This window comes from Methylobacterium pseudosasicola (assembly GCF_900114535.1).
GTDB lineage: Bacteria > Pseudomonadota > Alphaproteobacteria > Rhizobiales > Beijerinckiaceae > Methylobacterium > Methylobacterium pseudosasicola.
Window position 1 is genome coordinate 257,343 of sequence record NZ_FOTK01000004.1, and the last position, 18,859, is coordinate 276,201.

Below are 18,859 nucleotides of genomic sequence, written 5' to 3' on the forward strand. Positions count from 1 at the left end.
TCCTTCTCGCGGATCGCCGGCTCAGCCGGCCCGGCGCAGGGTCGGCTCCGAGGCGGCGGGCTCGGCGTCGAACAGGCCGAGCGGTAGGCGCACCACCGACCGGCGCGGGGCGGCTGCACCCCGCACGGCGGTGCGGATCGGGGCGGGGCCGGCGGCGGCCGCCGGATCCCGGCAGACGAGGGGCAGCGTCACGGTCACGACGGTGCCGGCCTGGGGGGCGCTCTCGATCAGCATGGCGCCGCCATGCAGGCCAACGAGGCCCTGCACCACCGAGAGGCCGAGGCCGGTGCCCTCGTGCTGGCGCTTGTAGCCGCCGCTCCCGGCCTGGAAGAACGGCGTGCCGAGCTTGGGCAGGTCGCCCTCGCCGACGCCGACCCCGGTATCGGCGACGACGATGTCCAGCCCGTCCGGGCCCGGCCGCAGGGACAGGTCGACCCGGCCGCCCCGCGGGGTGAACTTCACCGCGTTCGAGATCAGGTTGATCAGCACCTGGCGGCACGCGCTCGGATCGGCCGTGATCTCGATCGGGCCCGGCACGGCGGCCGACAGGGTGACCCCGGCCGCCTCGGCCTTGAGGCGCATCAGGTCGCAGCAGGAGCGGACCAGGGCAGCGGCGTCGAAGGTCTCCGGCGCGTAGTCGAAATTGCCGCTCTGGATCCGGCTCATGTCGAGCAGCGTGTTGACGACTCCGAGCAGGTGGTGGCCGGAGGCGCCGATGATCCCGGCATAGTCCCGCGCCTGGTCCGGGCTGAGGCTGATCGCGCCTTCGCCGGCCAGAACCTCGGAGAAGCCGATGATCGCATTGAGCGGCGTGCGCAGTTCGTGGGTGACGTTCGCCAGGAACCGACCCTTGATCGCGTCGGCGCGCTCGGCCTCGGCGCGGGCGCGCTCCAGCTCCTCGGCGTGGCGGTGATGCTCGGTCATGTCGCGGGTCACGGCGACGACGGTCATGGCCGCGTCGTGCGGGCCGTGCGCGATCCGGTGAGCGCGCATCTCCGCATGGATCAGGCGGGCGCCGTCGGGCCGGCCGGCCGCGGGCTCGACATGGAGGCGCAGGGGCAGGGTGGCGGGACGCCCGGTCGCTGCGACGTCGCTCACCGCCTTGAGGAAGGCCGGCCGGTCGGCGACGTGGACCCGCTCCAGGAGGCCGTGGCCGCGCAGCCGCGCCGCGTCGCTGCCGACGAGCCGGCTCGCCGAGACGGACGCCTCCAGCACCCGGCCGTTGCGGTCGTGCCAGGTCACGAGGTCGTCGATCGCCGAGAGCAGCAGGCGGTCGCGGGCCTCGTTGTCGCGCAGCCGCTCGCGCCAGGCGCCCTCGTTGCGCATGTGCTCCAGGGCCTGGGCGGCGACATGGCCGATCGCGGTGAGCGCGAAGACCGGCAGGGCGACGCTGGCGGAGATCTCCATCATCGGCACGGTCCCGGCCCAGGAGCCGAGGGAGACGACACCGAGTACGCCGAGCACAGCCAGGCAGGATGCGGCGGCCGTGGCCCGCATCGAGCCGGAGACCATCGCCTCCAGGGGGATCGCCACCAGCCAGACCGCCGCCGGGGAGGCGGCGCCGCCGGTGAGACCCGCGAGGCAGACCACGAGCCCGGTCAGGCCCGCCGACGACACTGCATGCGCCACCCAGAGGGAGCCGGTGCGGGCGAGCAGCACCGCGGCCAGGACCGGCAGCAGCAGGCTCGCGATCGCCAGCACCTCGATGCCGGACGGGACCCCGCGCCAGACGAGATAAGGCGGCAGCGCCGCCATCATCACCATGCCGGTGGCGAGGCGGGACACCAGGAAGCGCTCGTGCCGGAACCGAACGCTCGCATCGTCGGCCACGGATTCGTGGACCAGACCCGCGAGACGGTCGTCGAGCAGAGAAGTCAGGGCTTTTTTAACAGGCAAGGCTCACACGCGCCGCGGTGAATGCCAATCGACATTCCCCGCGCCTCCGGCTCGACTTCAAAACGACTACCGGACAGTCGCAGGGGCGGCTTAAACGAGTGTTGCGGGACTTGGCCGAATGCGCGGGATGCTTTCCGTAAGGTAACCAGCCGCTTCTGAACGTGCTTCGTTCACCATGGCACGCGAAACCCCGGCACGGTTGAGGTGGAGTTCACGAAATCCGGCGGATTTTCCCGGTCGAGACCCGCGAAGGAGCCCGTCCGATGACCTTCCTGCTGCGCGCCGCGCTGGTGATCGGCGCGCTCTCGTACCTCGCGCTGCAGCGCAACGGCGCCGATCCGGCCGCGGAAGCTCGCAAGCTCACGGGATCGGTGGCCGCGGGCGCCAAGGCGACGCTGCCGGCCGCCCTCGAGGCCGTCCCGGCCGAGACCCGCGACCGGGCCGTGCGCGCCGTGCTGGCCCGGGGCCTGATGGCCGAGTTGAGCCGCCGCGCCGGCGTGGACGAGCCGGAGCCCGCCTCGAACGACACGCTGGAAGCCTCCGACCGGCAGCCCGCCTGGCGCGGCCCCGCGGAGCCCCGCTGATCCCACGTCAAACCATGGGTTTCCAAAGGGCTCGCCCTTTGGCAGGGGTTCGGGGGCAGAGCCCCCGAGAGACCAGGGCTCTGCCCTGGACCCGCAGAAGGTCGAAGACCTTTTGAAACCGGGACTTCGACGCGTCAGCCGGCTTCGGCACCGGTTGCCCGGAGGGGGCGCATCGGCAGGGGCGGACGCTGCGTGGCGGCGCGCTCGGGACCCTGGCGCAGCTTGGCCTCCGGGCCGTGCAGCGGCTGGTGGGCCTCGCTCCGGCTGCGCTCGGCGAGCGGCGTGTCGAGGATGGCGGCGATCAGGTCGCGGGAGGCCGGTCGGCTCACGGTCCGGAACAGGCGCACCAGACCGGCCACCCGCTCGGCGGAGCGCGCCACGCCCTGGTTCAGCGTGAGGAAGATGTAGACCGCCTCCTCCTCGTGCAGGCCGGCGGCGCGCAGGCCGAGGGTCAGTAGGTCGTAGCGCGCGCCCGGATCGTCCACCACGGTGAGGAAGTCGTGCGCGACCCCGAGGCTGTCGGCCAGGGCGGCGATGAATGTCGGGACGTCCTGCGCGGCCGAGAGCCCGGTCAGGGTCTCGCCGAGGCCGCGCGGCGGGGGCGGGCAGGGGCGCAGGGCTGCGGTCGCCTCGACGGTCCGGCCGATCACCTCGCGCCGGATCGGGTCGGCGTGCAGGTAGAGGGGCACAAGGTCGGCGGCCGAGACATCGGGGCGGGCGAGCAGCAGGCGCGCCAGCTCGGCGACGCCGCGGCCGCGGCTCACGAGGCGCGCGAGTGCCGCCCCGCGCAGGGTGATGCCGACATTGGCGGCCAAGGCCAAGTCGATCTCCGGGCGGCCCTCGCGGGAGAGTTCGTCCACCGCCTCGCGGCTCAGCCCGACCCGGGCGGCGATGCGGGCGGCGATGTCGGAGCCGTCGGCCAGCGCCGCCTCGATCAGCCGGTGGCTCAGCACGGGGGCGAGCTTCACCACCGTGTCGCGGACGGCGCCGCCCCGGATGGCTAGCGCCTCCAGGACCGAGGACGGCGTTTCGGGGAAGGCTGCGAGCTTGTTGGCGACGACCTGGGCGGTCTCGTCGTCCACCCGAGGGATCAGGCCGCAGGCCAGGGACTCGAAGATCTCGATCTCGGCCCGATCCCGACCGGGTGCCCGAACGAACAGATCGGTCTGCACCCGGAGGATCACCGGCTTGAGATCGAGATTCTCGATCCGCGACAATTCGAGGAGCCCGGACAGGTCCGGCGGAGCATCGACGGATGGGGGCATGAGGATCGGGTTACGCAAGACTGCAGTAAGCTCACGCTAACCGCATCGACGTGAATCGACCTTTAAGCCGCCCCCGAGCGGGCCGTGCCGTCCTGCATCATCCTGGGACCGTGGCCAGGTTCAGTGCACCAGCCAGAGGGAGAACGTCAGCACCGCCGCGATCGCCACGATCGCGCCGGCATAGGCCGAGGTGATCCACGGGGTGCGCTGCTGCATGATGCCGGCGGCAGCCTTCTCCGAGGGCGCGCGTTCGGTCAGCCGCGCCAGGCGGATCCGTTGCGGCGTCGGCGGTGTGCCGCCGGCCTCGTCGCATGTGCCGAGCGGGGCGGCCCCGACATCCACGTGGGGCGCCTTGTCGCCGGTCCGGCCGCTGTCGATGTCGCCCTTGAGCTGCGCCGAGGTCGGGTTGTCGGAATCCGGCGGCGGATCGGCCTGCAGGTTCCCGGGGGGCGGTGGGGTCTCGGATCGCAGCATCGGTGGAACTCCAGTATTACCGGGTCAACGCCCGATACTGGCCGCCGGCTGCGCCCATGGTGTCGCGGATCTCAAGTCTCCGCGGATCCCCGTTTGAGCAAAGGCCGCGTGAGGATCTGCCCCTCGTCGGTGAAACCGGCAGCGGCGCAGAAGGCCAGCAGATCGTCCTGACCGGGGCCGACAGACAGGGCGAGCCGCTCACAGCCGGCCTGCCGGGCCGCCCGCGCCGCTGCCTTCAGCAAGACCCGACCGATGCCCCGGCGCCGGGATTCAGCCGCGACCACGAGGGTCGTGATCAGGCCCAGGGCCCTGGATGCCTCGAGGGTGCGGATGGGAGCGAGCACGATCAGCCCGCTCGGCGGTCCCCATTCGACTGCCACAAGGGCCGTGCCGCTGCTCCCCTGGAGGGCGTCGAGCCGGGCGGCAAGGTCCGCCGCGCCGACCGCGATGCCGGCCTCACCCAAGAGCTCCGCGAGACCCGGCGCGTCGGGTCCCGCGGCGGCGCGGATCTCCAGCCCGTAGCGATTGCCCAATCCCTGCTCCCGTGTCGTGGTCCCTGGCGGTCATCCTACGCCGTCATGGCGCGCGCGGCATCGCGCGTGGAACGGGCGCCGGCCCGGCGGTTTGGCTCGGCAGGCGCGAGATCACGGGGAGGGCGCAGCATGGCGAGCCGGGTGCCAGACCAGACCACGGACGGGCAGGGCGGCGATGAGCCGGGGGAGGGCGGGCCGCCGCCAGCGCCCGGCCGGCAGCCCGAGGCTGACAAGACCGAGAAGAGCGAGTCCGAAAAGGCCGAGACGGAGAAGGCCGCGGGGGACATAGCCGACGATCTCGCGGATTTCGCCTGATCGCCGCGACGGACGACCGGTCCCGCGAAGATCGGCAGTATACGAAAACGATCCGGGCGGCACGCTGCGCGCATGCCGCCCGGATCGTCAATCCAATCGAGGCCCCTGTCTTGGGGCGTTCAAGATCAGGCCGTTTCCTTGGCCTTGCGCGGGCGGCTGGCCTTCTTCGGCTTCTCGGCGGGCTCCTCCTCGGGCTCCGGCGCCGGGGCGGCGGCCGACTTGCGGCGCTGCTGGCCGAGGCCGAGGCTGCGGGCGAGCTCGGAACGCTGGGCCGAGTAGCTGGCGGCGGTCGAGGGATAGTCCCGCGGCAGGCCGAAACGCTCGCGATACTGCTCGATGGTCAGGCCGTTGCGCGACAGGTGACGCTTCAGCGTCTTGTACGGCTTTCCGTCGATGAACGAGACCAGCGCATCCGGGGTCACCGACTTGCGGATCTGGGCCGGCGTCGGCTTGTCGGCCGTCTCGGTGACGGCAGCCGCGGGCGCGGAGAGCTTCGCCAGAGCCGCGTGAACGCCGGCCAGGAGCGCGGGCAATTCGCTGATCGGGACGGAATTGTTCGAGACATACGCGGACACGATGTCCGATGCCTGCTCGATAAAGGTCTGCTGCTGATCTGTGGCGATGTCGTCCATCGATGATTCCCTCTATCCGACGCTGGGGCACGGTTCTATCGTCTGTGCAACAAAATCAAGTCGTCGTCGAGATTTTCTTTGCACAATGCGTCGGTCATGAACACGCATATTACTCAAGCCGTCGGTGCAGCTGCAATCGTCGCACGAGCAATCCCACAGCGGTGCGCCGGACTTGGACGAGATCGGGTCCTTGCCGATCGCCTCTGTTACGCCTTTGGCCGCCGCCAATCCGGCTGCTTCGTCTGGGAAAAGCCCTGGGCGGTCTCGCAACGAACCGGAAACACGTGGCTTCCTGCGCGATCCGCCGCGCGGGAATGTATATTGTTGGCACGATGACGCTGTCGGCGGGACGAGATTTGGGGATATCGGCGTGGATCGACCATCGGAGCAGGGCACGGTCTTCGGAGCCCACATCCCGTTCGTGAACCATTGCGGGATCGAGGCCCTGGACGTGCAGGAGGGGCGGACCCGGCTGCGCCTCGCCCTGCGGCCGGAACACGCCAACAATCTGGGGATCGCGCATGGCGGCGTGATCTGCACCCTGCTGGATGTCGCCCTCGGCACCGCCGCCCGCCTGAAGGCCGGGCGGCCGGTGGTGACCCTCGACATGCAGACCCGGTTCCTCGCCCCGGGACGCGGAATCCTGATCGCCGAGGGCCGCGTCACCCGGGCCGGACGCTCGGTGATCTTCTGCGAGGCCGAGATCCGCGACGCGGAGGGTGAGCTGGTGGCGAGCGCCACCGGCCTGCTCAAGCCCGTGAGCGAGAGCCCCCTGCGCTGACGCGCGCTCGGTGCGGCGCAGGCCTGCGCCGGGCCGGGGCCCAAGGGCCCGCTTACGCGGTCTTGAGGTGGTCGAGTTCCGTCAGGCCGCTGCCGCCATCGGCATAGGCCGCCTTGAAGCTCGGCCGCTCCTGCCAGCGCCGCCACAGAGCGTCGAGCTGCTCGAACCGCTCGTCGAGTGGGGTGGCGCAGACCGGAAACTTCGAGAACGCGATCGCCGTGCAGAGCGTGATGTCGGCAAAGGTCGGTTCATCGCCGCCGAGCATCCAGGCGCGGCCATCCGCGAGGTGGCGGTCGACCAGGGCGGCGTGCCCCAGCGCCTCCTTGCGGCAATGCTCGCCCCATTGCGGATTGTGCGTCAGTTCCAGCTTCGGCCCAAGCCCCTGGTGCAGCACGTGGAACATCGTGGTGATGCGGTAGAGGATGTGCACCCAGATCCGGTTCTCCCACATCGTGTCGAGCCCCTGCTCCAGGGGCGTGTCGCCGGTGAGGCGCCGCCCCGGATGGGCCGCGTCGAGGTAGCGCACGATCGCGGCCGTCTCGGACAGCACGGTCCCGTCGGCGAGCAGGAGGGTCGGCGTCTCGCCCCAGGGGTTCATCTTGAGATGGCGCCATCGCCGCTGCTCGCCCCCCGGCGCCATGTTGTAGATCACCTCGTCGAACAGGTGGGCGATGCCCTTCTCGTGCGCGAACAGGCGCAGGCGCTGCGGATTCGGGAAGGCGGAGGGCGAGGTGAAGAGGCGGAGCGTGTCGGCCATGGGCTCGGGCTGTCCTGACGGTTCGAGGCGGCGCCGCACCGGCGCGGGACCGGCTGATCTAGAGCGCGCGCCGCCGAAGGGGACACCGGTTCGGCGGCGGCGCACGCGGCAAGCCGAATTGCTGCCCGCCGATTGACGACCCATCGGCGCAGTGGGAAAGCCTAGCGCATGACGATGCCGGACGACGCCCGCGCGGCCCTGACTGCCCCCCTGTCCGAGGCCGACGTGACCGCCATGAAATCGGAGGCCGCGGCTTGGTTCGCGACCCTGCGCGACCGCATCCTCGCGGCCTTCGAGACCCTGGAGTCCGAGGCCAAGGGGCCGTTCCACCCGGACGCCCCCGCAGGCCCCGGGACCTTCGTGAAGACGCCCTGGGACCGCACCGACCATACCGGCCAGCCCGGCGGCGGCGGCGTCATGGCGATGCTGAAGGGCCGGGTGTTCGAGAAGGCCGGGGTGCACATCTCCACCGTCCACGGCGAGTTCGCCCCGGAATTCCGCGCCCAGATGCCCGGGGCCGCCGAGGATCCGCGCTTCTTCGCCACCGGCATCTCGCTGATCGCCCATCCGTGGAACCCGCATGTGCCGACGGTGCACATGAACACCCGCTTCGTCGTAACCACGAAGGCGTGGTTCGGCGGCGGCGCGGACCTCACCCCCGTGCTGATGCGGCGGCGCAACCAGGAGGACCCGGACAGCCGCCACTTCCACGCCTGCCTGGAGCGCGCCTGCGCGGCCCACGGGGTCGACCATGCCCGCTACAAGGCGTGGTGCGACGAATACTTCCACCTCAAGCACCGCAATGAGCCCCGCGGCATCGGCGGTATTTTCTATGATTATCGCTGGACCGGGGATCCGCAGGCGGACCTCGCCTTCACGCGCGATGTCGGGGGCGCCTTCCTGGAAGCCTATCCAAAGATCGTCCGCGACAACGTCGGGACGGCCTGGACCGAGGCCGACCGCGAGGAGCAGCAGGTCCGGCGCGGGCGCTACGTCGAGTTCAACCTGCTCTACGACCGCGGCACGATCTTCGGGCTGAAGACCGGCGGCAACGTCGCCTCGATCCTGTCGTCCCTGCCGCCCACCGTGCGCTGGCCGTGAGCGCCGGTCTCCCCTCGGCTTACGCGCCGCAGCAGGATGCGGCGCTGAAGGCCATCGCGGCCTGGCGGCGGGAGGGCGGGAGCCAGGTGTTCCGGCTGTTCGGCTATGCCGGCACCGGCAAGACCACGCTTGCCCGCCGGATCGCCGAGGATGTCGACGGCACGGTGGTCTACGGCGCCTTCACCGGCAAGGCCGCCTCGGTGATGCGCCAGAAGGGCTGCTACGACGCCGCCACGATCCACTCGCTGATCTACCGCACCAAGGAGGCGGAAGAAGGCGGCCCGACCTTCACGCTCAACCGCTCCGGCCCGGCCGCGAAGGCGGACCTGATCATCATCGACGAGTGCTCGATGGTGGATTCCGACCTCGGCAACGACCTCCTGTCCTTCGACCGGCCGGTGCTGGTGCTGGGCGACCCGGCGCAGCTGCCGCCGGTGCGCGGCGGCGGCTTCTTCACCGAGGCCGAGCCCGACGTGATGCTCACCGAGGTCCATCGCCAGGCCAAGGACGACCCGATCGTCCGCATGGCCATGACCGTGCGCGAGGGCGGCCGGCTGGAGCTCGGCACCTACGGCCAGAGCCGGATCGTCTCCCGCCGCACCCTCGACCCGGCCGAGGTGCTCGAATGCGACCAGGTCCTGGTCGGCCTCAACAAGACCCGCCGCCTGTACAACAACCGGCTCCGGGAACTCGCCGGCCATACCGACCCGATGCCGGCGGTGGGCGAGAAGCTGGTCTGCCTGCGCAACGACCGGGTGAAGGGCCTGCTCAACGGCTCGACCTGGACGGTGCAGGCCCTGCGCGCCCCGCCGCGCCCGGACCTCATCCGCCTCGACGTCGTCCCCGAGGACGACCCGGCGCTGCGCCGCCGGGCCACCGACATCAAGGTGCTGCGCGCGATGATCTCGGGCTCCGACGAGGAGATCCCGCTGTTCCTGCGCCGGGAGACCGACGAGTTCACCTACGGCTACGCCCTGACGGTGCACAAGGCGCAGGGTTCGCAATGGGACCGGGTGACCCTGTTCGACGAATCCTACGCCTTCCGCGAGCACCGCGCCCGCTGGCTCTATACCGGCCTCACCCGGGCCGCGCAGGCGATCACCATCGTGGTCTGACCGGCGCCCGGCGCCGCGACATCGCTTGTGAAGCGCGAGCGCGCATGCTAGGCACCGCCCGTCTCATCGAGGCACCTTGCGGAGAGGTGGCAGAGCGGTTGAATGCACCGCACTCGAAATGCGATTTCGGCCATCCCGCCACCTCCCAGCCGATCCGATAACGTCCTGCCTCGCCTAGGCATTTTCGGGTCCTCGCCTCGTTCTCATCCCGTTCCATACTGGCCTGTGCGACCGAGTTTGGTAGCAAAAGCGGTAGCGGATGGTCGCTGTCTGTTCCGGTAGTTGAGCCGCGCGCACGGGATGCGCGAGCGACGTTCGGCTGGGGGCTCGCTGCGGCGAGATTACCTGCAAACTTGCATCATAAGATCGGGCGTCAAGCTGCCGAGCCAGTCTAAGCCTCGCACCACGAGGCCGTGCCCAGCCGACAGATTCATCGCAGAAAGCGTGACCACACCATGTTCGATCTCGCCTTCACGGTCGTCTATTCGGCCGGTGCGTTCATGGCCGTGGGGGTGATCCTGCGAGGGCTCGCAGCCTAGCCCTTGACGGCTCGGCAAAACGGAAATGGTTTCCGTTTTCGAAAAGCGACACAGTGTCGTGTTTGGCATCCCCGGTTCAGGGGAGCGCAAAACGGCAGACTGTGCCGATATGTGAAACCGTTTCGCATTTGCCCGCGTCGGCATAGGCTACCGGGATCGGCGAGGAATCTGAGGCGCCTCGCTGATCTCCACGCTCGCCCATCTCATCTCCCCCGAGGCGTAAGGGCGGGCGTGGATGCTTCGAGCGCCTACCCAACCGGTGGCGTCAGGATCGCTTGCTCACGCGCCTCGAAGTCCGGATCGTCACCGAAGCCGAGGAAGCTGGCAGGCAGCTTGGTACGGGTCAGCGACAGGATCGCCCGAGCAGTGGTGGCCAGCTTGTCCTCGTTCTCCAGGCAGCGGTGCGACAGGGCGCCCTCGACCTCGAAAGCCGCTGCGAGCCCAACCACAGCGAGTCCGGCCATCGTGCATGGAACCGGAAGAGCTAGGACCTCGGCGAGTAGGCGCCTCAGCACGTTGTCGACAGCCAGGGCGGCCTTGTAGGGCTCGGCTTCGGGGTCTTCGACCTCGAACACCCAGCGGACACTCATGGCGGCGGCGTGGGCACCGATCAGGGCCGGGCCGAACGGTACGTGCGGGTCCGTGCCGCCGGTGCGAGGGCACTTGACCAGCGCCCCGCGCAGATCGGCTGCGCGGGCCTTCAGCGCGGCCGTCGAGCTGGCGGTCGGCGCCTGCATCTGATGACTGGCATCGCTGAAGAAGCTTTCCAGGCCGTCCTGAATGGCGGCGATGGCTTGGTCGGCCGGATCGGCGGCGCGGCAGGCTCGAATGGCCTCCGTGACGGGGCCCGGCAGCTGGCCGAACCCCTGGCATAATAAGGTCCGAGGATTGCCGGACGGGGGTAATAAGGGCGTGCGTGTGCTATGGGCGTGAGTAGCCATTGACGTAGATCCACGACGTTGAGGGCTAGGCCTGGCACGGTGTTGACGCACCGTGTCGGGCCGTTTGCTATTGCTAGCAGATTGCTTATAGTTGCTCACATCCCAAGCGTCAACTAGCATCTGCTAACAATGTCAGAGACACGTGAGACTCGGTCCGCGCCGCTTGGGCTACGGATCCTGCCATCCGTCAAAAAGGCGCTTGAGGAGGCTGCCGCCGAGGATCATCGGCCAGTCGCCTCCTACGTCGAGAAGCTCCTCACCGAGCACCTGAAGGCGAAGGGCTACCTGAAATGACAGGGCCTGCCGTGCCGCCCGAGAAGCTGGCCGAGGTCGCCGGGCTGGCAACGGCACTCGCTGACCGCATCCTTGAGCAGCACGCTGCCGGCACGACGATCCCAACGAACCAATTCCACATGCTCGTCAACGCCACCAGGATGCTTCAGGACAACGGCGTCCCCTGGCCGCCTTCCGTGGAGCATGTGCTGATGGAAGTGGCCAAGCGTGCTGAGCCGGCCGAGGTAGGTCGCCAGGCTGGCCCAGATGCGACGAAGGGTGACGACGTCGTGGGGCACCTGACGCAAGTTCTCCATGCGATGCGGCGGCCGTAGAAAAGTGAACATGCGGATGGGACGATCGAAGCGTCGGTTACCCGACAGCCTGACCCAGCACCTGTCGGATCCGAAGATCGTCGCCTTCAGGCCTCGAACCAATCAGCGCCGTGCCGATCTTCGGGCCGAAGCAGCAAAGAGGTTCTACCTCTCGATCGTAACCCTCACCGTCGTCGTGGTGGCTGGCGGTTACCTACTGCGCCTCTGGTAGCCGCCCTCGAAGCCGCTGGCGTCATCTTCATCGAGGAGAACGGCGAGGGGCCGGGGGTAAGGCTGCGGAAGGCGGTCGCTCAATGACCCCCGCCCGCTAGACCGCGGCGGTGCAGATCGCGGATTAGTCGCCCGTGAGGGCACCAAGTTGCCTTGACGCTATTGACCAAAGCCCACCTCATAGGGCCATAAGGGTCTCAAGGGGTTTCTGCCGATTTTTCGTTGAAAAGGCACTAAGGTCCCTTTGGTATCCCTAGTGCGGCTAAGCCGTAACACAGGCGAGTCGATGTTTCACCGGCTGAGCATAACCAATTTTGGAGCAATCAGAGATCTCCAGGTATTGGACTTTTCGATTTCTAATAAAGTCGAGCATGAAGAAGATAGGCAAATTGTTGGCTATCAAAACTCTAGAGTTCCGAAGATCGCTGCCATTCTAGGCGCCAATGCGTCCGGCAAGACAACTGCCATAAGAGCGCTTGGATTTTTAGCAGACTTTACATCGAGATCGGCGCTTTATCCGCCGGACGCTGGCCTAATTTTTTATCCATTTTCTGATAAAGAGTCGCAGGAAGCGAAGTCAAAACTTAGTGTTGAATTTGAAGCTGACTGGTTTTCTCCTGGAAATCCTATGCCTCTGCGCTACACCATGGTCGCAGCTCCTGGAAAAAGCTCGTTCCAACGAGTCGTCGAATCTGAAGCGCTCGAATATAAGCCGGCAAGCCAATGGACTGCTCTCGTGGTTCGAGAGCAGGATCGCGCCTCATTTAGACGGGAAATGGGGTCGCTTGGTGGGAAAATACCCCGCACCGCACTGGCTAGAAATAATGCTTCAGTCATCTCTTTGCTTGGGCAATTTGTAGCAGGGAACGCACTGGTTGATACTATACAAAATAGCTTGTCTGGGGTTGTGTCAAATTTCTATTTCTGGGGCCGGCCAAGAAGGACTGATGAAGAAACGGCAAAAATGTATGCTGACGATCCAGGTACGCTAAAGGCGTTAAATAATTTAATCAAGAGGGCTGATTTGGGCATCAATGATGTTCGAGTTCAGGAGTTTCCCGGTATAGGATCGGGCGAATCAAAGCGTATGATCCTATATTTTCGTCATTCTGGCTTGAATTCTGACTTGCCTGCCGCCCTAGAGTCCCAGGGGACAATGAATTTTGTGAGTGTATTCCCATTAATACATCGAGTTCTTGTGTCTGGCGGCCTTGCGCTCATGGACGAGCTTGATAGCGATCTTCATCCCGAACTCCTCCGTGAAATTCTTGGCTGGTTTACGGACCCAGAAACCAATCCTCATAATGCTCAGCTTATAACAACTTGCAACAATCCGGCGGTGCTCGATTTTTTGCGGAAAGAAGAGATATTCTTTTCCAAGAAAGACGATGGCGGCCGCGTAAAGCTTTATGGTCTGAAAGACATACCTGGCGTAAGGCGTGACGCAAATTTCCAGCGCGATTACCTTGCTGGACGCTATGGTGCTATCCCTTATATCGGGTGAGCGGCAGCCGGAGCGGCCCACAGGACAATGCCTCGAATTCGACGTCGGATTTTTGTTGGTTGTGAAGGTAAGGGTGAGCGATCCCTTACGGTCGTGCTGCAGCGATATGCCGAAGAGACCGACTGCGCAGTGCACCTTGATCCATACGACAGCCATGGCGGTGATCCGGCTATAATAATTGAAAAATCAATCAAAGAAAGCAACAATCGAATATTGAAGCGCGGTATGTATGATGGTGGAAGATTTGTTCTGCTGGACTCCGATAGAATAGGCCCGGAAGCAGTAGCAAAAGCGCTTAGAGCCGGCATACACCTCGTTCAGCAAGTGGACTGCTTGGAAACCCATCTTGGTAAAATTCTCAGTGGCCGATTAAATTCCACGCCTGCGCAGGCTAAGAGAGAATTGTTGAAGACTTGGCCTGATTATAGGAAAGGTTTTGATTCTGCTTCTTTGAAATCAAGAATGACATTGGACCTTATCAGAGGTTCAGGTGGGATAAGTGCGGAATGGGAAGTGTTTTTACAAACAATCGGATTGATAAAAAGAAAATGAAATCATTGGTCAAGCGGTCGCCGCTCATCAGCGTGTGAGGCGAACAGCCGTGGGCATACTAAGAGCAGCCTCGCGACGGAAGTCAGACAGTGACAGCGACGCTGGCGTTTAAACTGGCATCAGGAACGCTGGCCCTTCTGGCGCTGCTTTGCGCTGGCGTAGCGGCTCGCCGTTCGTATCAGGCAGCCGGCGTTTCCAGCTACCCGGACTGGACGCCACTAGGTCTTCCCGGGCGATCCGAACCGGTGGATCCGGCGATGCGCCAAGTCGATTTGGAATTAGCCGCCTTAATGGCCTCGAAGTCGTCAGGCGACTTCAATCGGGCGGCCGTTTGGTGGACGATTCGAGCCGTCATCCTTGGGACGGCCGCAAATCTGGTCAGCTTATTTCCGCTTTCGAATTAGGTAGGCCATTCGCAGGGGCGTGGGAGATTCGAACCCGCCAACCTCCCCTTTGCGAAAAGGGCGCTCATCCAGTTGAGCTTCCGCCGCATTGTGACCGGAGCGCGCTCCAGTCATTGGTGCTTCGTGTTGAAACCTAAATACCGCTGCGTAGGGCAAGCGTCAAACCGGGACATGGCCCGCGCGATGGGCTGGTGAACGACGGGCTGGAGAAGCCCCGCGCGGCGGCTGCCGGCGGGGCTCAAGATGATGGCGATGTGGGACGGTGTCAGGTCGGCGGGTCCCGCGGGATCGCCCGCCGCATCTGCGCGCCGCTCCGCTGCACGACGTCCTGGAACAGCTTGCCTCAGGCGGTAGCTCAGTCCGCCTTCCGCATCTGTGAACCGTTCTGAGTCCGCACTTCTTGAAAGAGGTTGCCGTTCACGCTGGTCTTGGCTTTCGCCTCGGGGCCGGCCTTCTCGATCACGGTCGTGACGCTGCCGTTCACCTGCGCGCCCACGACACCAGCCTGGGCGGCAGCGGCGCCAACCCGGGCCCCATCCAGGCGCATCTGCTCCCGTTGGGCTTCCTGCTTGGCTCGCGTGGCGCGTAGGGCGATGCCCAAGTCCCGAGCGGCCCGCCGATCATCCTCATCGGAGTAGAACGGCTTCTCGCCTTGGCGGCGCTCATCATTCGGATCGGCAAGCACCTCGGCGCGGCGTGTGAAGGGCATCCGCGGCAGGTCGACACCGGGCGCGCGCTCGGCTTTTGCCTGGCTGGGACCAGTGCGCAGCGCATTCAGCACGGCACCTGACCGACGGTTGATGACCTTGGGCGCCTCAAACTCGCCCGTGATCGTGTTCGTGTCGCGGTCCAGATCGCCAGTCCCGCGGCCCAGGAGAATGCCTCGCGTCCGCGGATAGGCGCCAGACATGGCCCTGTGCGCCATTTCTCGCATCTGCCCCTCGGCAGAGTTGCGCGAGAACCCGTTCGCCTCCAGCCACCGAACCATGTCGCTGCGGCGAGCGCCGCGGTAGCTACCCCATCCCTTTGGATCTCGGGCGCCGTAGATGCCGTAGCCGGTGCCACCGTCGTGGACCTTGTTGGGGTCAAGGCCTGACTCCATCGTGGCTTGCCCAACGAGGTGGGCCGCCGCTTCGCGGAGGCGATCCTCCGGCACGCCTTCTTGGCGCAGCTGGTCCATGGCGTAGCGCATCATGTCGCCGGTGCGAGCCGACCCGCCGCCGCGTTCCGCACGTGCACCTCGGCCGGTGCCGCTGGGTCCGATGCTTGGCACATCTGGCCGCGGCCCGATTGGCGCTAATCGGGGCCGTCCGCCCTGTTCGAAGCCATAGGTCTTGGCATCCGCACCCGCCCGTCCGCCGAACCAGCCAGCATCCGGATTTCCCGAGTTGCCCTCGGCAGCGCGCCGGCGCGCGTCGCGCTGCACCGGATCTATCGGTGGCAGCCGCCTGCCACGGCGGTCGAAGCCGCCACCGCCATATGCGGCCGTCTGCACAGTCGCCTCGCCGAACAGGCCGCCCTGCGTGTCCATGGATTGCTTCTGGACGGTCGCGCCGCTGCGGCTGGCCTTCATCTCGTCGGTGAGCGCGTCCACGCTCCTGCGGAGCTTGTCCGACGACTCGAAGTCCTTCTGCCGCTGCTCGGGCGTGCGGCCTTGCAGGCCGGAAAGAACATCCTCCGATTCCTTCAGGCGCTTGCGCAGGAGCGGCTCTCGCGACTTGAAGTCGATCGCCGGGCCGCCGGTTTCCTGGTCATACTCGGCCTCGGCCAGCGCCTTCTTCCAGGACTCGATCTGCTCCTTCGCTGCGATCTCATCGTCGCCGACCCGCGGTGCCAGCCGCCGGGCCAGCGGGCCGGACGCGCCATCAATGCCTCGGGCAGCGCCCGCTACGTCGCCCTCCCGGATGGCATGGATCGCGTTGGCGATCTCGTGGAAGGTCCGAGCCATCGAGCCCGCCAACGCGGTGCCAGCCTGCAGGCCTCTGACCGCGTCCTCACCGAACTGCTTGAAGTTGATCTCTCCGAGCTCCTTCTTCACCCCCTGCAGGCCTTCACGGAGCGCCCTGGTCACGTCGGCGCGCTCGCCCGACACCAAGGTATCCATCCAGGTCGTGAACTCGGTGGCGGGCCCCAGCAACTCCCGAGCGACGGTAAGGCCGAAACGCTGCATCGAGCTCCGCAGGCTGCTGATGGATCGGTCGAACTTCTCCGCGTTGATGATGTCGGCCGGATCGTAGGCGCCGAGGCGCTCGCGGGCCTGCTTGAACATCTGGGTCACGGTGCCGAGGTGCTGGTCGGCCAAGCGCTGGAAATCGTCGTTGCCGAAGAACTGGCGGGCGAAGATCCCGCGCTCGACCGGGTTCTTGATCGTCTCCATGAAAGACAAGGCCTTCTTCAGCTTCTCGCCTTCATCCGAGGTGTGCTGAAGGTCAGAGGCAAAGTCCTGAAAAGCCTTGCGGCCAGCGGCGTTCGTGCCCTGGTGGATCACCCAATTGAAGGTGTCACCGGTGCTGCGTGAGAACGTCCGCATCTGCGCGGCGAAGTTCTTGGCACCTTGGGCCACGGCCTCCTGCTCGATGCCGAAGCGCCCAGCCACGGCTCCGAACTCCTGCAGGGTCTTGGCGGCGATGCCGGTGTCCCGGTTCAGCTGGCCGAGGCCGGTGAGGTTCCCCGTCAGCTTGTTGAGCGCGGCGGAGATGCCCGCGATCGCGGCGCCCGCGGTCAGGCCGGTGACGCCCAGTGTGGCGAGCGCCGGGTTCACGACGCTCGATGCCGTCCGGGCGGTGGACTGCATCGCCCCCTCGACGCCCTTGAACCCCTTCACGAGCGTCTCGCTGTGGTTCGCGCCGGTCCGGGCAGTGTCGAGCAGCTGGGACCGGAGGGCCTTCAGGGGTCCGGAGAACTTGTCCCGGACCTCGGCTTCCATGCGCAGGGCTTCGTCGGCCATACGGCTCTCCTACTCGTCGTGCGGATAGTGGGGCGGTCAGGCCGCTGCCGGGGTGCCGAGGTCGCTGGCGCGCAGCACGGTCACTGGCGCGCCCGGCGCGGGCGTCTTCTGCACCGCGAGGATCATGATCGGTGTGGCGTTGACGTCGATTACAGCGCCCATCCACGTCCCGTCCGTGAGCGCAGCCCGCACACGACCATCGGGAACGCTCTCGTTGGGAACCTTCAGGTCCGCGTCCGGCGGCGTCGGGCAGCCCGCATAGCTCCAGCAGTTGCCATCGCGGACGTGCCAGAGCCGCCCCTTGCCGGCGGGATCCTTGGCGGCCAGCGCCGCGAGGTCATCGTAGGTGTCGGCCATGTCAGGTCTCCAGGGTCGGGATGATGCGGTCGGCGAATCCGAGTGTGACGGCGCGCTCGGCGGCCAACTCGGTTTCGGCGGCGCGCAGGGCGGTCAGATCGTGCCGAGCCAGGCCGGTGCGGCGGGCCAGGATGTCGAGGTGCGTGGCGTCGGCGTTCTCGGCGCCGTGTGCGAGGTCCAGCACCCGGGCTGCGGCGCCCTTGGTGGCCTCGTCCGACCACAGGGCCCGAGCGAAGCGGCGCAGGGCCTCCGCGGTGAGGTGCCGGTCCGCTACCTCGGCGCCGGCTGCCTCGCGCGTGACGCGGCTGCTGTGCAGGCCGATGATGCCCTTCGTCTCGATGGAGATGCGCTCGCCCGCCATCGCGATCACGGCGCCCATCGAGTAGGCGTTGCGGATCGTGACCTCGATGGGCCGGCCGCACTCGCGAAAGGCGGTGTAGATCGCCAGACCCTCGGCGCAGGATCCGCCGGGCGTGTCGATCACCACCCGGACCGGTCCGACCTGGTCAACCTCAAGGAGGGACCGGCGCACGGCCGCCGCGCTCACGTGGCCCTCGGCGATATGGCCGTCGATCCAGATGCGGCCGTCGTTGCGGTCGAGGCTGTAGCGTCTCACTGCGCAGCCTCCGCAATCACCCCGAGCGTATCCGGCATCTGGCCCAGGTCGACCGGCGGCGGGGCCGGCGGCAGGCCCTTCCCGCCTTCGCCCAATTCGCCCGTGAACTTGACGACACGGACCGACCCGGTGTCGTCGATCTGGAAGCTGGCATTCGGCTCCAGCAGCATAGCCCGCGTGATGGTCTGGCCGGCGGTGCTGCTCGGCGTGAAGCCGATTCCTTTCGCGATGGCGGCCTGCGCAGCTGGCTCCGGCACTTCGACGTTGCCGGGAAACAGGTCGATCCGGTGGCCGAGGAACCCGCGGTAGAAGGCGGGCTGCGCGAGGCAGACCCGCACCATGGGGTACGCGACCGGCGCCGGGGCTGCCGAAGGCTTCTGTGGGATCACGATCGGGGCGGCGCCCTCGCGGATCGCCTTGGCGTTGGCGCGCATCGGAGCCACGACTTCTTCGGCGCCGGCCACCGCGTCGAGGTGCAGCTTCGTCCACCACTCCTGCGTGGTGCGGGGGAGCAGCCCGGCCTGGCGCTTGGCGGCATCGATGATGACGTGCCGCTGATCGAACCCGTTGACGCCCTTGGGACCGTGCTCGCCGCAGGCCCGTTCCACTGCCTCACGGGCAACATCGAAGGCGGCGGCGGCGCGGGACAGCTCGACGGCGGCGGCCTCGATCGCGGCGGCGCCAGCCTCGATCTCGCTGGCGACCTGGTCGCGGGCCTTGCGGCAGCG

General features: G+C 67.0%; 22 protein-coding genes. 11 read left to right on the plus strand and 11 right to left on the minus strand.

What is annotated here, in order from left to right; genetic code table 11:
* Window positions 1–21 precede the first annotated feature (21 nt).
* A complete protein-coding gene (locus BM228_RS06460; protein ID WP_092038271.1) occupies window positions 22–1,896 on the minus strand; it encodes a PAS domain-containing sensor histidine kinase in 1,875 nt (624 codons plus the stop codon).
* A 263-nt stretch (window positions 1,897–2,159) separates the two neighbouring features.
* On the opposite strand from BM228_RS06460, the gene BM228_RS06465 reads away from it, so the two are divergent.
* Window positions 2,160–2,480, plus strand: a complete 321-nt coding sequence (locus BM228_RS06465; RefSeq protein WP_092038273.1) for a hypothetical protein — start codon at window positions 2,160–2,162, stop codon at window positions 2,478–2,480.
* 134 nt (window positions 2,481–2,614) lie between these two features.
* On the opposite strand, the gene BM228_RS06470 is transcribed toward BM228_RS06465, so the two are convergent.
* The 3 genes from BM228_RS06470 to BM228_RS06480 form a co-directional block, all read right to left on the minus strand.
* Complete coding sequence (locus BM228_RS06470; RefSeq protein ID WP_092038275.1) at window positions 2,615–3,745, minus strand: DUF2336 domain-containing protein; 1,131 nt, start codon at window positions 3,743–3,745, stop codon at window positions 2,615–2,617.
* A 120-nt stretch (window positions 3,746–3,865) separates the two neighbouring features.
* Complete coding sequence (locus BM228_RS06475; RefSeq protein WP_092038276.1) at window positions 3,866–4,219, minus strand: hypothetical protein; 354 nt, start codon at window positions 4,217–4,219, stop codon at window positions 3,866–3,868.
* A 71-nt stretch (window positions 4,220–4,290) separates the two neighbouring features.
* Complete coding sequence (locus tag BM228_RS06480) at window positions 4,291–4,752, minus strand: GNAT family N-acetyltransferase (RefSeq protein ID WP_092038278.1); 462 nt, start codon at window positions 4,750–4,752, stop codon at window positions 4,291–4,293.
* A gap of 129 nt (window positions 4,753–4,881) precedes the next feature.
* On the opposite strand from BM228_RS06480, the gene BM228_RS06485 reads away from it, so the two are divergent.
* Window positions 4,882–5,067: a hypothetical protein gene (locus BM228_RS06485; protein WP_092038279.1), complete on the plus strand. Its 186-nt coding sequence runs from the start codon at window positions 4,882–4,884 to the stop codon at window positions 5,065–5,067.
* 125 nt (window positions 5,068–5,192) lie between these two features.
* Here the strand turns inward: BM228_RS06485 and BM228_RS06490 are convergent, their stop codons facing one another.
* On the minus strand, window positions 5,193–5,699 hold the full coding sequence (locus BM228_RS06490) for a Ros/MucR family transcriptional regulator (RefSeq protein ID WP_092038281.1): 507 nt from the start codon (window positions 5,697–5,699) through the stop codon (window positions 5,193–5,195).
* Window positions 5,700–6,069: 370 nt separating this feature from the next.
* Here BM228_RS06490 and BM228_RS06495 point away from each other — a divergent pair, with 370 nt between their 5' ends.
* Entirely contained in the window at window positions 6,070–6,480 is a 411-nt protein-coding gene (locus BM228_RS06495) for a PaaI family thioesterase (RefSeq protein WP_092038282.1), read from the plus strand.
* A 52-nt stretch (window positions 6,481–6,532) separates the two neighbouring features.
* Here BM228_RS06495 and BM228_RS06500 read toward each other — a convergent pair whose 3' ends face one another.
* Window positions 6,533–7,237, minus strand: a complete 705-nt coding sequence (locus BM228_RS06500; RefSeq protein ID WP_092038284.1) for a glutathione S-transferase family protein — start codon at window positions 7,235–7,237, stop codon at window positions 6,533–6,535.
* 168 nt (window positions 7,238–7,405) lie between these two features.
* On the opposite strand from BM228_RS06500, the gene hemF reads away from it, so the two are divergent.
* Entirely contained in the window at window positions 7,406–8,338 is a 933-nt protein-coding gene (hemF, locus tag BM228_RS06505; RefSeq protein WP_092038286.1) for an oxygen-dependent coproporphyrinogen oxidase, read from the plus strand.
* Window positions 8,335–9,453: an ATP-dependent DNA helicase gene (locus BM228_RS06510; protein WP_092038288.1), complete on the plus strand. Its 1,119-nt coding sequence runs from the start codon at window positions 8,335–8,337 to the stop codon at window positions 9,451–9,453. The genes hemF and BM228_RS06510 overlap by 4 nt, the downstream gene beginning before the upstream one ends.
* A 787-nt stretch (window positions 9,454–10,240) precedes the next feature.
* On the opposite strand, the gene BM228_RS06515 is transcribed toward BM228_RS06510, so the two are convergent.
* The gene (locus tag BM228_RS06515) at window positions 10,241–10,933 is read right to left on the minus strand and encodes a hypothetical protein (protein ID WP_139234049.1); all 693 of its coding nucleotides are present in this window, start codon (window positions 10,931–10,933) and stop codon (window positions 10,241–10,243) included.
* Between the two features lie 129 nt (window positions 10,934–11,062).
* Here BM228_RS06515 and BM228_RS34545 point away from each other — a divergent pair, with 129 nt between their 5' ends.
* The 6 genes from BM228_RS34545 (at window position 11,063) to BM228_RS33625 (ending at window position 14,211) form a co-directional block, all read left to right on the plus strand.
* Complete coding sequence (locus BM228_RS34545) at window positions 11,063–11,227, plus strand: hypothetical protein (protein ID WP_167367675.1); 165 nt, start codon at window positions 11,063–11,065, stop codon at window positions 11,225–11,227.
* A gap of 11 nt (window positions 11,228–11,238) precedes the next feature.
* Window positions 11,239–11,541 carry a hypothetical protein gene (locus tag BM228_RS06520; RefSeq protein ID WP_244537041.1) on the plus strand — a complete coding sequence of 101 codons (303 nt, stop codon included), beginning with the start codon at window positions 11,239–11,241 and terminating at the stop codon, window positions 11,539–11,541.
* Window positions 11,542–11,565: 24 nt separating this feature from the next.
* Window positions 11,566–11,838, plus strand: coding sequence for a transcriptional regulator (locus BM228_RS36075; protein WP_425284915.1), 273 nt, complete (start codon window positions 11,566–11,568; stop codon window positions 11,836–11,838).
* Window positions 11,839–12,037: 199 nt separating this feature from the next.
* Window positions 12,038–13,255: an AAA family ATPase gene (locus BM228_RS06530; protein WP_092038294.1), complete on the plus strand. Its 1,218-nt coding sequence runs from the start codon at window positions 12,038–12,040 to the stop codon at window positions 13,253–13,255.
* Window positions 13,256–13,348: 93 nt separating this feature from the next.
* Entirely contained in the window at window positions 13,349–13,807 is a 459-nt protein-coding gene (locus tag BM228_RS33620; RefSeq protein WP_139234050.1) for a hypothetical protein, read from the plus strand.
* Window positions 13,808–13,896: 89 nt separating this feature from the next.
* Window positions 13,897–14,211 (plus strand): hypothetical protein, encoded by a 315-nt coding sequence (locus BM228_RS33625; protein WP_139234051.1) that lies wholly within the window; start codon window positions 13,897–13,899, stop codon window positions 14,209–14,211.
* Window positions 14,212–14,566: 355 nt separating this feature from the next.
* Here BM228_RS33625 and BM228_RS06535 read toward each other — a convergent pair whose 3' ends face one another.
* The 4 genes from BM228_RS06535 to BM228_RS34550 form a co-directional block, all read right to left on the minus strand.
* The gene (locus tag BM228_RS06535) at window positions 14,567–17,158 is read right to left on the minus strand and encodes a phage tail tip lysozyme (RefSeq protein ID WP_092038296.1); all 2,592 of its coding nucleotides are present in this window, start codon (window positions 17,156–17,158) and stop codon (window positions 14,567–14,569) included.
* 36 nt (window positions 17,159–17,194) lie between these two features.
* On the minus strand, window positions 17,195–17,515 hold the full coding sequence (locus BM228_RS06540; protein WP_092038298.1) for a hypothetical protein: 321 nt from the start codon (window positions 17,513–17,515) through the stop codon (window positions 17,195–17,197).
* A gap of 1 nt (window position 17,516) precedes the next feature.
* Window positions 17,517–18,131 (minus strand): ATP-dependent Clp protease proteolytic subunit, encoded by a 615-nt coding sequence (locus BM228_RS33630; RefSeq protein ID WP_139234052.1) that lies wholly within the window; start codon window positions 18,129–18,131, stop codon window positions 17,517–17,519.
* The coding region (locus BM228_RS34550; protein WP_167367676.1) for a hypothetical protein at window positions 18,128–18,859 on the minus strand (732 nt) is incomplete at its 5' end. The genes BM228_RS34550 and BM228_RS33630, both read right to left, overlap by 4 nt.

What these genes read in the sequence shown, in the direction of transcription:
- BM228_RS06465 (WP_092038273.1), top strand. Translation starts at nt 2,160, where the DNA reads ATGACCTTCCTGCTGCGCGCCGCGCTGGTGATCGGCGCGCTCTCGTAC.
- BM228_RS06470 (WP_092038275.1), bottom strand. Translation starts at nt 3,745, where the DNA reads ATGCCCCCATCCGTCGATGCTCCGCCGGACCTGTCCGGGCTCCTCGAA.
- BM228_RS06475 (WP_092038276.1), bottom strand. Translation starts at nt 4,219, where the DNA reads ATGCTGCGATCCGAGACCCCACCGCCCCCCGGGAACCTGCAGGCCGAT.
- BM228_RS06485 (WP_092038279.1), top strand. Translation starts at nt 4,882, where the DNA reads ATGGCGAGCCGGGTGCCAGACCAGACCACGGACGGGCAGGGCGGCGAT.
- BM228_RS06490 (WP_092038281.1), bottom strand. Translation starts at nt 5,699, where the DNA reads ATGGACGACATCGCCACAGATCAGCAGCAGACCTTTATCGAGCAGGCA.
- BM228_RS06500 (WP_092038284.1), bottom strand. Translation starts at nt 7,237, where the DNA reads ATGGCCGACACGCTCCGCCTCTTCACCTCGCCCTCCGCCTTCCCGAAT.
- hemF (WP_092038286.1), top strand. Translation starts at nt 7,406, where the DNA reads ATGACGATGCCGGACGACGCCCGCGCGGCCCTGACTGCCCCCCTGTCC.
- BM228_RS06515 (WP_139234049.1), bottom strand. Translation starts at nt 10,933, where the DNA reads ATGGCTACTCACGCCCATAGCACACGCACGCCCTTATTACCCCCGTCC.
- BM228_RS34545 (WP_167367675.1), top strand. Translation starts at nt 11,063, where the DNA reads ATGTCAGAGACACGTGAGACTCGGTCCGCGCCGCTTGGGCTACGGATC.
- BM228_RS06530 (WP_092038294.1), top strand. Translation starts at nt 12,038, where the DNA reads ATGTTTCACCGGCTGAGCATAACCAATTTTGGAGCAATCAGAGATCTC.
- BM228_RS06535 (WP_092038296.1), bottom strand. Translation starts at nt 17,158, where the DNA reads ATGGCCGACGAAGCCCTGCGCATGGAAGCCGAGGTCCGGGACAAGTTC.
- BM228_RS06540 (WP_092038298.1), bottom strand. Translation starts at nt 17,515, where the DNA reads ATGGCCGACACCTACGATGACCTCGCGGCGCTGGCCGCCAAGGATCCC.